The sequence below is a fragment of the Paenibacillus sp. BGI2013 genome, assembly GCF_002843485.1.
Lineage (GTDB): Bacteria > Bacillota > Bacilli > Paenibacillales > Paenibacillaceae > Paenibacillus > Paenibacillus amylolyticus.
Genome location: NZ_PJFA01000010.1, coordinates 57,789 through 69,822 on the forward strand (window position 1 = coordinate 57,789; position 12,034 = coordinate 69,822).

The 12,034-nt window shown below is 44.1% G+C and carries 12 protein-coding genes; 8 read left to right on the forward strand and 4 right to left on the reverse strand.

Annotated elements, in window-relative coordinates; all coding sequences use genetic code 11:
- Positions 1–3: 3 nt before the first annotated feature.
- A complete protein-coding gene (locus CXK86_RS22140; RefSeq protein ID WP_101314564.1) occupies positions 4–654 on the reverse strand; it encodes a nitroreductase family protein in 651 nt (216 codons plus the stop codon).
- 129 nt (positions 655–783) lie between these two features.
- Between CXK86_RS22140 and CXK86_RS22145 the strand changes: the two genes are divergently transcribed.
- Complete coding sequence (locus CXK86_RS22145) at positions 784–1,149, forward strand: MerR family transcriptional regulator (RefSeq protein ID WP_164783186.1); 366 nt, start codon at positions 784–786, stop codon at positions 1,147–1,149.
- A gap of 43 nt (positions 1,150–1,192) precedes the next feature.
- On the opposite strand, the gene CXK86_RS22150 is transcribed toward CXK86_RS22145, so the two are convergent.
- Both CXK86_RS22150 and CXK86_RS22155 read right to left on the reverse strand, forming a co-directional pair.
- Entirely contained in the window at positions 1,193–1,867 is a 675-nt protein-coding gene (locus tag CXK86_RS22150) for a VOC family protein (protein WP_101314565.1), read from the reverse strand.
- 21 nt (positions 1,868–1,888) lie between these two features.
- Complete coding sequence (locus tag CXK86_RS22155) at positions 1,889–2,770, reverse strand: LysR family transcriptional regulator (protein ID WP_101314566.1); 882 nt, start codon at positions 2,768–2,770, stop codon at positions 1,889–1,891.
- Between the two features lie 168 nt (positions 2,771–2,938).
- Here CXK86_RS22155 and CXK86_RS22160 point away from each other — a divergent pair, with 168 nt between their 5' ends.
- The gene (locus CXK86_RS22160; RefSeq protein ID WP_101314567.1) at positions 2,939–4,120 is read left to right on the forward strand and encodes an MFS transporter; all 1,182 of its coding nucleotides are present in this window, start codon (positions 2,939–2,941) and stop codon (positions 4,118–4,120) included.
- A 38-nt stretch (positions 4,121–4,158) separates the two neighbouring features.
- Here CXK86_RS22160 and CXK86_RS22165 read toward each other — a convergent pair whose 3' ends face one another.
- A complete protein-coding gene (locus CXK86_RS22165) occupies positions 4,159–5,127 on the reverse strand; it encodes a helix-turn-helix transcriptional regulator (RefSeq protein ID WP_101314568.1) in 969 nt (322 codons plus the stop codon).
- An 87-nt stretch (positions 5,128–5,214) separates the two neighbouring features.
- On the opposite strand from CXK86_RS22165, the gene CXK86_RS22170 reads away from it, so the two are divergent.
- From CXK86_RS22170 to CXK86_RS22195, 6 genes are all read left to right on the forward strand, one after another.
- Complete coding sequence (locus CXK86_RS22170; protein WP_101314569.1) at positions 5,215–5,658, forward strand: VOC family protein; 444 nt, start codon at positions 5,215–5,217, stop codon at positions 5,656–5,658.
- 227 nt (positions 5,659–5,885) lie between these two features.
- Positions 5,886–6,410, forward strand: a complete 525-nt coding sequence (locus tag CXK86_RS22175; RefSeq protein ID WP_180361849.1) for a VOC family protein — start codon at positions 5,886–5,888, stop codon at positions 6,408–6,410.
- A gap of 487 nt (positions 6,411–6,897) precedes the next feature.
- Positions 6,898–7,803: a methyl-accepting chemotaxis protein gene (locus tag CXK86_RS22180; RefSeq protein WP_036607056.1), complete on the forward strand. Its 906-nt coding sequence runs from the start codon at positions 6,898–6,900 to the stop codon at positions 7,801–7,803.
- 149 nt (positions 7,804–7,952) lie between these two features.
- Entirely contained in the window at positions 7,953–9,665 is a 1,713-nt protein-coding gene (locus CXK86_RS22185) for a spore germination protein (RefSeq protein ID WP_047841651.1), read from the forward strand.
- Positions 9,666–9,703: 38 nt separating this feature from the next.
- Positions 9,704–10,804: a spore germination protein gene (locus CXK86_RS22190; RefSeq protein ID WP_076253519.1), complete on the forward strand. Its 1,101-nt coding sequence runs from the start codon at positions 9,704–9,706 to the stop codon at positions 10,802–10,804.
- A complete protein-coding gene (locus CXK86_RS22195) occupies positions 10,801–12,003 on the forward strand; it encodes a Ger(x)C family spore germination protein (protein ID WP_076253520.1) in 1,203 nt (400 codons plus the stop codon). Before CXK86_RS22190 ends, CXK86_RS22195 begins: the two co-directional genes overlap by 4 nt.
- Positions 12,004–12,034: the final 31 nt, after the last annotated feature.

A 12,034-nucleotide genomic window follows, 5' to 3' on the forward strand; every position in this document is an offset into this window, starting at 1 on the left:
TGATTATGCCCAAGTTGTAATCGTTTCAACCGGGAGACGATAGGAAGGATAGCCATCTTTGGCTGCTTTCCCTATGGAGATCAACATCACGGGCTGGAACCGTTCTTTATCCAGGCCGAACGCTTCGGCGATCTGGCCTTTGTCATAACCGGCCATAGGGTTGGTATCATAACCATGGGCACGGGCAATGAGCATGAGTTGCATGGATATGAGGCCTGAGTCAATGAGGTTCATGTCACGCAATTCGGATGCGTTTATGTTCGCATAATAAGGTTTTACCTGCTGCATCTGCATATCCATGATGTCTTGGGGCATGTACCCAAGTTCCACTGATTTGCTGAAAATCTCTTCCATGTATTCAACGTTGTTGGCATCGTAAAATACGGCAATGACAGCGGAAGACGTTAGTGCCTGTGTCTGGTTAAAAGAGGCCAGTGGTGCAAGCTTCTCTTTGCCTTCGGCACTGTCGATAACAAGAAAACGCCAAGGTTGCATGTTAATGGCCGAAGGGGCACGTGAAGCTTTCGCCAGTATTTCGGTCATCTCCTCGCGGCTGATCTTCACTTCAGGGTCGTAGGCTTTAACGGAATGGCGCTCCAAGACGATGGTATCAAAATCATTTGTTTTGTTGAATTGACCGGTAATTGTGTTCATATTGAAATCTCTCCTCATATCTATATTGGTGAGAGTAGGGTATAAATTATATCTCCATCTGTCTCACTATGAGGATTGTAAACTATGAAGTATACTTTATAGCAAGAAGAAGAAACGGGGGAAATCCATATGAAGATTAGTGAAGTAGCGAACCATGTAAACCTTCCGATATCCACGATTCGTTACTACGAGAAAATAGGTATGATCCCGGATGAACATATGCTGAGAGATCATAATAACTATCGAATATATGCGCAGAGCATTATTCAGCATCTGGAAGTGGTCAAACAATGTTTAGCTGTTGGTTTTACGATCCATGAGATCCAATCTATGATCTCTAAACATGGGTTTTCAAGTAATGATCAAGCAAGCGTTATCCAAGCGAAAATATCAGAAATTGAAGAAATACAAAATAAATTAGAGAATTCCAAACAAAATCTGTACGAAATTCTTAAATCGGATATCACGTGTGAGGATGGTTTTGGTAAGTATTAAGCCGGAAGTCCCTCTTAAGGTTTTCATTCAGTACGTTCTTACATCATATCGATTCAATCGAGTACATATCGTCCTGTATACGCAGATTACCGGGTTGCCCAGTTTCCACCTTCACCTCTGTAACAAATACACCAGGCATGCGTCCGTCTGGGAACCAGGGCTTCTGTTTATCAATGACAATAAACATGCCTTCTGCATCACCCGTGGGGGAGAATTGTTTTCCGTCTCCGGCAAATGGTTCAAGTTGATAATGCTCATTCAATGTGTTCATTGTCTCAGGAACATCATCGACAGGCAGACCGATTTCACTAATACATAACAGATGCTTCGCTTCAAAAGCTTCATCAACTCCATTATCGAGTGAATGGTGAGCGATAAATTCCATCAAGTTGCCGCTTGGATCATAAAAATAGAAGGCTGTTGCATCCCAGTAGGGGAAATAAAATTCATCTTGTCCATCTTTGGAGAGCAATGAAATGTTACGGTCTTGAGCCCATCTTTTTGCATCAGCAAGTTTATTCGTTGGAATCGTAAACGCTACATGATAGTATGGCTTCTCTTGTTCTGGTGCCTTCTTGAAAGATAGTACCGAGTTCCCCGCACGGAATGAAACGCATGTTGCATTATCCTCCACAAGATTCAATCCCAGTAGTGTACCGTAAAACTCTTTTATGGCCTCGACCTGATGTGTCAACAAACCAACTTCTCTTATTATCATTTCAATATCCTCCTTTTAATCTTACCTTTGATTGAAATACTCGATTGTTTTCTCAATAAATGCCTTGGCCGATTGCGTCAGGTAACGGTCGGACCGATGGATGATCTCAAAGTGCCGGTATGGCGGATCGTCTGTAATTCGGATGCAACGTAGCGTGGGCTCATTCATGGCTTTGATCAGAGGATAAGGCAGCAGTGTTCCTCCGACGTTGGCTTTGACCAGGCTAATGATGGAGGTTGCTGAACTGGTCTCCATAATGGTATTTAGGCTAAATCCATATTTACGGCAATAGCCGTCCACCAATTCTCTGCCTGTGAATCCTTCGGGGAACATCACCGTTTGGATATCACGCAACTCCTGAATTTCAATTGTGCTTCGTTCAGCCCAATCATGATTCTCGGAAACGACGAGTACATATTCTTCACTGCACAAAGGAATGCGCATAAGTCGCCTATCAGGGGCAGACGTGATCTCGATGCCGATGTCGACTTCATTTTCCAACACTTGATTTACTACATAGATCGAAGAGATAACCTTCAATTGTACCTTGGGGAATCGGGCATGAAAATCAACGAGCAGCGGAGTAATACGGTAATCCAAATCGGATGGAAGAACACCAATAACCAATCGTCCCCGCTGATCATTCCGAAATTCAGCTAGCGCATCCTGGGTATTCTGTAAATGCCGGATCATCTGTACACAGTGCTCCAGAAACAGAGTGCCTGCCTGGGTCATCACAATCTTTTTGCCGACGCGGTCAAACAAAGGAACACCAAGTTCATCCTCCAACCCACGTATTTGTTGACTCAACGTAGGTTGAGATATGCCAAGTTTCTCAGCTGCCCGTGTAAAATGAAGCTCCTCACACACCGTAATAAAGTTTTCCATTTGACGAATCTCCATGAATTCACCTCTAATCATTGGTTTTAGTAATCATTTTAATAGAAACAATAGTATTGTTCAATCATTATAATGAATCTATACTTAATCGTGCAACACTCAAAGATCCTGACATTAACAAATAGGATCTTTGGTGAAGGCAAGAATACTACTCCCATGAGGTGATCCATAATGAAACTTTTTTATATTGTATTGGCGCTTATTCTGGCTTCACTGAACTTAAGACCACCGATTACTTCCGTTTCTCCTCTGATGAGTACCATACAGAATGATCTAGGTTTGAGCGGCATGACCGCCAGTCTGTTAACTACACTACCGGTATTATGTATGGGCATATTCGCTCCATTCTCTGTAAGACTAAGTAGAAGGTGGGGGAACGAAGGAGCCATTGTGCTGGCTTTAATCCTTATTGGGATAGGTACGGGATTACGATTGTTCGTAGGCGCAACTCCATTGATGATGTTCACTTCTTTTCTGTCAGGTGTAGGGATTGCATTGGCAGGGCCGCTGTTGTCCAGCTTCATTAAGCAGTATTTCCCTAACCGAGTGGCAGCCATGGTCGGCATCTACTCTACAGCAATGGTGATGGGGGCCAGCATTAGTGTGGGATTATCGGTCCCGCTTCAGCAGACGTTGGGTGGATCTTGGAGAGGTTCTTTGGCTACATGGGCATTACTCGCAGCCATTGCATTGCCGATCTGGTTAAAATTAGCTTGGTCTGCGCGTACAGAGCGGCAATCCGGACAAACTTCGGCTGTAGTCCACGCATCACTTCCGGTGAAGAACAGGCGTGCATGGGTGCTGACACTGTTCTTTGGACTGATGGCCGCGATCTTCTATTCATTAACCGCCTGGCTTGCGCCAGCCATTCAGAGCCATGGATATAGCCAAGAGACTGCTGGCAACATCCAAACGTTATTTACATTGATATCATTGCCCTCAACGTTATTCATTCCCATGCTTGTACATCGGTACCAAAGACGTGTCTTCTGGCTTGTTGGATGTGCGATGTTGGAGTTAATAGGTGTCCTGATGCTGAATCTCTCTGTCAGTCCGTGGCTCGCTGCGATTCCGCTCGGTATTGGTGCAGGTGGACTGTTCCCAATTGCACTCATGTTGCCGATTGATGAGACAAACAATGCTCAGGAAGCGAGTAGCTGGTCGGCTATGACTCAATCTGGTGGCTACATTCTTGGAGCACTTGGACCGCTGGCGATTGGTTGGCTCCGCGATCTAACAGGCAGCTTCGTGCAAGCATTTTATGGTTTGGCTATCATCATCGTGTTGCAGATTATCGTTCAATTGGCTATTGGCAATAAAAAAAGTTTAAAAGTTAGCCGGGAGCAGAGCTAAAAGGCATGTGAAGTAAAATGGATATAGAAATATGATCTTTAGACATGATCCAACAAGTCCAGATAGTACTGCCTTAATGCTTTCTGTAAGATGACGGGCTCCATAATCTTAATCGATTTACCATAGCCTGCAAGATATCTCACTATGAAATCAAGCTCGTGAGGTTCATACGAACCGACAAGATACATGTGTCCCATCTGCTCGATGATCTGCATAGATGGGAAATGTTCTTGCTGGAACAGCTCAATCCCGGCTTCATCAATCAGACAATTGAATGGAATTGCTTGTTCCGATGGTTTCCATAGAGATTGGGCATCCTGTGAATAGAGTTCCTTTACATGAGTTAAAGGTTCAATCTCCGTTGTTTCGGCTGAAATGATGCGGTCGCAGCGGAATACACGATAAGCTTGTTTATGCAGATCATAGGCCTGACAATACCAATAGCCTTTCCTGGCATAGAGCGCGATGGGTTGAATGGTGCGGATATTGGTGTTTGCAGAAGATGGCCTTTGATCAGAGGATCTACGCTGATTAGCGTACGTAATTTGGATCACTATATTCTGAACAGCAGCCATCAACAGAAACTCCAAATGTGCACTGTCGCGGATCTGCTCGGTATGTTGGAAGTAAACCCGGTGTTGGATGTTCTCAATATCCTGTCGTTGCTTGTCGGATAACGCGCTCATAAATTTCTCATGAATGGTCCGGAAAGAGACTTGAAAGGGTAAGCTGGAGAAGCTGCGGAGAGCCTGCATCGCAAAATAAAGGGCATGAAGCTCCCCCGTATTAAACGAAATGGGAGGTAACTGCATCTGTTGCAGCAGTCGATATCCGCCGTAGCGTCCATATTCGACATAGATGGGCGCACCTAACTCTTCCAATGAAGTGATATCTCTTAACGCGGTTCGTTTGGAGATCTGGAACTCCTGCATGAGATCTTGCAGGGTGAACTGTTGTTTTTGATTAATGAAGCGCAGCATCTGGTTCATACGTTCTGATTTTTTCATATCAAACCCTCTTAATGGTGCCATAGATTGGCACCTTTAGTTGTTATAGTGATAAGTGTAATCCAATAGGAACAAGGAGGCAATATAATGAATTTTGAAGTGATACCATTTTTGTCGATGAACGGGGATGCGGCGGCAGCCATTGCTTTTTATGAAGAGTTTCTGGGCGCCAAGGTGATATTCAAGAAAAGTTATAAAGAGATGAAGGAAATGAACCCGGGTTTCGAGTACCCTGCCGGTCAAGATGAGTATATTACACATTCGGTGCTGGAGATTGGGGTTAACAAAGTCATGATTGCGGAAGAAGCAATGGACACGGAGAGAGCATGGCAGCTGGGGAACAGCACGTCACTATGTATTCAGTCCAAAGATAAAGATACCATCGATCAACTGTATCATTCTCTGATGAAACATGAGGGTGTGAAGATACTGGTACCGTATGAACAAAATGAATTCAGCCCAGGTTATGGGATTGTACGGGACCCATTCGGCATTGCGATTCAGCTATGTGTAACTGTACACGATTTTTAAAATGAGTTCAGGCCCCCGGTTAAGCACTCGGTATGTAAACCTGTAACTAACTTAAAAACATCAAGAAAGAAGAGCCATGGATATCATGCGCTCTTCTTTCTTCGGTTTCTATACAAGGTTGTTCGAGCAACCGATGGTTATAGCGGACCTCTTTTCGTGTAAATCATATAGGTACGGATGTCGCTGTGTACAAGCAAGTTCAATGGATAAAGGAAAGAAGGGATAACATGATTACGAGAGGAATTGACCATATTGGAATAACTGTACCGGACATGGAGCAGGCGACACTATTTCTACAACAGGCGTTTGGAGCTCAACTTGCCTATGACCATGTAACGCCGGATGATCCCCCACAGGAAGGACCCGAGGCAGAGCTTAAATTAGGACTGCGTTCAGGAGCAAAGGTTATTCATATTCGGATGTTATCGCTCGGGGAGAGCGCCAGTATAGAGTTATTTCAGTACGCGAATACAGCGCAATCGGAGCCAGTTAGGGCATCAGATTACGGATTGCAGCATATGGCGTTGTATGTGGACGATATGCAAGAAGCTGCACGACACTTCGAGGAAGCGGGCGGGGTGTTGCTAACAGAGCCTGGGGCGTTGACCGGTCATATTGAAGGTGGAGAAGGCAATCAGTTTGTGTATGGAAGAGTACCTTGGGGGATGCTGATCGAGCTGATCTCCTATCCTGCGGGCATTCAGTATCCAAATCACAGTGAAACGAAGCGCTGGACACCACGAAAAAAATAATAAAGATGAGACTGGATAAGAAACAGGACGATGCATGACAAATCGTTCTGTTTTTCTTGTATATAGGGGTTAAACGGTTATTAAAAAACAGAAATTATGTTACAAATACGTTACAAATACAGAAGTGTATACCTCTTTGCCTTATGTTACGATACGTACTAGTAGATACAGAGATATTTTACGGATAAGATAAGTTATAACGTCTCTTTTCTGGACGATGAATATGCTCCGAAAGTATGTTGATGGAACCCTTTTATCCAGGATATTGAAGAAGCATTGAAACGAAGGAACAACTATATATTTTGACTTCACAGGGTTGCAATAAAAATAAATAACAACAGGTGATCCAAAATGCTGCAAATCGGGTATCCATAGTAGAGCCATCTAGAACCTGATGGATACATATGTTGTTATGATTGTTTTTTGCTAGTTAAAGGCTGTCTATTATGGAATGAACTGTGGGGGTTATCAAGTGTCTATATTAGATATGGAAAAGAAAGATGTTGTCACCGATGCAATGGTCATCAAGGCGATGGAGAAAAGTCTTGCTATCATTCGATTCGATCTGGATCGCCGGGTAACCTACGTGAATGAAGTCTTTGCCCAGACGATGGGATATACGGTAGATGAGATGTACGGCATGAAGCATCAGCAACTGTGCTTCGGTCAATTTGCAAATACTCCGGAATATGATGCTTTTTGGAATAGCATATTTAATGGTGTCAGCTTCCAGGACAAGGTTGAACGCAAGGATGCAAAGGGGAATTCTGTATGGCTTGAAGCGACATATATGCCGGTGTACGATGAGACGAATCAGAAGATACTGGGTGTCTCCAAAATCGCCACCAACATTACCAACCGTCAGAACAACATTTCGGTCGTAGTGAATGAGCTGAAAACGATGTCTCATGAACTGAATGGGCAGGCAGATGTAGGCATTGAACGGAGCCAGGAATTAATGTCCAGTATCTCCTATATCTCAGAGGTGTCGACTTCTAACCGTGCAACGCTGACTCATTTGCAGGAACAGGCCGGATCGATTCAGGGCGTGGTACGAACGATACGCGAGATTTCATCACAGACGCAACTGCTCGCGTTGAATGCTGCCATTGAGGCTGCACATGCAGGAGAATACGGACGAGGATTTGATATCGTGGCCAAGGAAGTTAAGAAACTATCCGCAATGGTGGAGAGTTCGATTAATGAGATTCGTGATAGCGTGACTGGAATAACCAAGGAGATTGGTAATATCACGGGTGGTACCAAAAAAGTAGAAGAATATGTGGAGCAGAGCCAGAAGCAGATCGAGATCGCATTGAATGATTTTACAGCAATTGCTGCTTCAGCTCACTTGTTGGATGCCAAAGCGGAGCATGTGACCAGAATCGTATAACAATATATAGTAATAGCGGTTCCTTGCACAGGAACCGTTTTTTTTGTCGTTCAGTACTCAAAAAAACGGGAATTATTGTGATCAAACGGGGACACAATACTTGGGAATACCTGCAGCTATGTCATGCAGAGAAATGTTGGGGTGGGAACATGTGGTCAACAATTGTATCCTACGTGCCGGATTGGTCCATATGGATTCAGGCATTCTTGGTCTTCATCATTCCAATTGGTATTACATTGAGCATGCGCTGGATCAATGCTGCCATTAAGCGCGGAAGCTTCTCTCGTTCGAAGCCATCGTCCATATCCTCGAAGGATATCTCGCCAGCAGCCAAAGGGCAGGGTGAAGGGACCGAAACAGGCCACTATGCCAATATTAAATTAACCGAAAAGTACAGCATAAATCTGACGAGTGTGAAAGAAAGCTTTGGACTCAATGCAGACGTGCATATTCGGGAATTTATTATTAGGGGAACGAATACACGGGCTGCGGTCATTTATACCGAAGGCCTGGTAGATCAAGACTTAGTTGATGATCACTTGATTACACCGTTGATGTTCGAAGGTGTTCCTCTACTTAAGCAGGAGGGTTTCCTTCATCCAGACAACGCACACTTACTGTCGGCATATCTGCAAGATCAATTACTTCCTGTCAGTCTGGTTGAGGAGACGAAGTCCCTCCAAGAACTCGCAGTTGGTGTGTTGTTTGGGAAAAATGCACTGCTGGTTGATGGTTTGCCAGGTGCTTTATTAATTGGAGCTCATAAGATCAAAACAAGAGGTATGAATGAACCCTTGTCAGAGGGACTGCTTCGTGGGCCTCGTATTGGTTTTACAGAGCAATTAAGCGATAATACAGGCATTTTACGTCGTTATGGAAGTGATCAGAGCCTGTTTATTAAGAAGTATGAAGTGGGTTCACGGATCAAAAAAGATTTGGCGATAGCCTATATTCAGGATATTGCCGATCCAGATCTCGTTGCTGAAGTATGCAAGCGAATTGAAGAGATGGATATGGATTCAATGCTCGAATCAGGTTATGTGGAACAACTCATCGAAGATAATACACTGAGTCCTTTTCAGCAGGTACTGAATACGGAAAGACCTGACCGGGTGATGGGTGCTCTTCTGGAAGGCCGAGTGGCAATTTTGTTGGATGGAACGCCATTTGTATTAATTGTACCGGTGACCTTTAGCATGTTGCTTCAGTCTCCCGAGGATTATTATGAACGCTGGATTCCTGGAACATTTTTGCGAGTGCTACGTTTTATGGCCGCGATGCTGGCATTGCTTGCTCCTGCGCTCTATATCTCGTTTATCTCGTTCCATCCGGGTCTTATTCCAACCAAGCTGGTATTGACGATTATTGAAACGCGTACCGGAGTTCCATTCCCCTCAATTATTGAGGTACTCATCATGGAGCTTTCAATTGAAATCTTGAGGGAGGCCGGGATACGCTTGCCCAAACCGATTGCGCCAGCGATGGGTATCGTAGGAGGTCTGATTATTGGACAAGCAGCGGTGCAAGCGGGAATAATAAGCCAATTTCTGGTCATTGTCGTTGCGGTAACAGCCATCTCTTCCTTTACGATTCCGGTCTATAGTGCGGGATTAACGCTAAGGATTCTACGATTTGCCGCTATGTTCAGCGCAGCCGTACTCGGATTGTTTGGCGTGGTTATGTTCTTTCTGCTTGTGTGTACACATCTGGCACGACTCTCAAGCTTTGGCGTACCTTATGTTGCACCAGCCGTTCCCTATCACATGAATGAATGGAAGGATTTTGTTATCCGTGCACCGCTAAATATGATGAGAATGCGTCCCAAAATGACTAATCCGATCGATGATGATCGGAAAAAATAAATGGAATTCCATCTACTGAAGGTCTGGAGGTGAACTAAGTGAATGGCTCCCAAGGAAAGCTAACCACGACACAGGCTGTTGTAATTATTGTCAATTACATGCTTGGTGCCGGGATATTGACGTTACCTCGAACGACCAGCAAAGCTGTCGGAACACCGGATGTCTGGATTTCCATTATCCTATCTGGATTCATTATCATAGGTGTCGGAATAATTCTGGTTACCCTGTGTCGCAGATTTCCGGAGAAAACCGTCTTCCAGTTCACCCGTGAGATTACGGGCAGCTGGATTGCTTACATACTGGGATTGTCTATGATTATGTATTTCATAGTTATTGCCGCATTCGAAATCAGAGTTATGGCTGAAGTAACTGGGATGTATCTGCTCGAACGCACCCCCACCTGGGCGATTGTGATGGTCTTCATGTGGATCGGTGTATATATGATTTCAGGCGGGCTTGGCGTTATCGTACGTGTGTTTGAGATCATCCTTCCGATTACGATTATTATATTTGTGATTGAAATTTTGCTTAGTAATCAGCTATTCGAGATTGGCAATCTGAGACCCGTCCTCGGTGATGGGATTATGCCCGTTTTCCAAGGGTTGAAGCCTTCACTATTATCTTATACGGGCTATGAGGTGATGTTAATCATGACTGCCTATATGAAAAATCCGAAGAAGAGCAATAAAGCGATGACCTGGGGGATACTCATATCCACTATTATCTACTTGATCACGGTGGTGATGGTTATAGGCAGTTTATCGCTCGATGGCATCAAAACTCGAACCTGGCCAACGCTGGATTTGGTAAGAAGCTTCGAAATCCAGGGTCTGATATTCGAGCGTTTTGAATCCTTATTGCTGGTCATCTGGATTATGCAAATCTTTTCGACTACAGCAATTACACATTACTGCGCTTCGGTGGGTATTCGTGATTTGTTTCGTTCCAAAAAAATCAAAGGCATCATGTACGGCCTGCTGCCGTTCATTTATCTGACAGCAATGATACCCAAAACAGTGGATGATACCTTCGTACTAGGAGATATGCTAGGCAATGTGTCCGTATTTTTGTTTGGCATTTTACCTCTGGTACTACTGTTGTTAAGTCTGATTCGCAAAAAAGGAGGCAAGCATGCATGATTACATTCCGCATGTTGTTACGCTTAGCCACTGTATTATGCATTCTCTTAACGATATCCGGATGTTGGAGCAGTCGAGAGATAGAGGATCTAAGTGTCTACGTTGGTCTCGGGATCGATATCGGCAAAGAGACGGAATTTGAGGAGAACATCGCCAATCAGGGAGGAGGGTATTCCAAGCAGAACAATGTGACAGCCACGGTACAGATTGCTCCGGGTAATTCCAGCAGTCAGAAGAGCCAACAATCCGGTTCGCCTGCTTCTGGTAAAACGTCCTATTCCAATGAACAGCTTACCGGAGATTCCTTGCTGCAAATCTTTCGTCAGTTTGCACTGAGACGAGATCATCCGCTCATCGGACATCATCTGAAGGTTATCGTTGTGTCCAAGGATATCGCCAAAAAGTATGGTCTGGACCAGCTGCTGGATTTTGTACTTCGGGATAACGATATTCGTCCTAACTGTCTGGTGTTGATTAGCCATCATCGCGCTGTTGATGTACTGACTTCAGATGATCCTTCCCGGATTCCAGCATTTTATCTTACAGGTATTACCGGTAATTCATACTTGTCCAATAAAATCCTGGACCCCGTTCTACTCTCCAAATTAGATGCACAAATGCAATCCGGCTCCAGCTTTTTGCTCCAGAATGTACTGAACTTCAATGGAGAGGACAAGTTCTCCGGTGCCAGTATCTTTGATGGGAAAACAACAAAATTCATCGGGGAACTCAGCCAAACGGATCTAGAAGGGCTATCTTGGCTCAGACCTAAAGAAAAAGGAGGTATCTTGAAGACATACAATAAAGAGGGGTTCACTGTTGTATATGAAATGAAGAAGAAAAAAACAACAATAATTCCAAAAGTGGTTGGCGATGATATTTCATTCCATGTGAAAACTGAATCCGAAGGCTGGTTGATGGAGGATTGGCGTGCTCCCGAGGAAGAGGAAAAAGGTGCGTATCTCAGTGAATTGGAAAAAGAATTTGCTGAACTTGCCAAACAACAGATTCGACAGTTGTTATACAAACTGCAGCATACCTATAAAGTAGATGTTGCGGATTTTCGGGATAGCTTGCGTATTAAAGAACCTAAAACATGGAAAAAAGTCAAAGACGATTGGGATAAAATTTTTAGCACCGTGCCGATCACCTATGAGGTAAAGACCACCATCACGAATCCGGGGTCTTCCACCGAATAGCGAGGTGTGCCATATATTATTTAATTGTTGA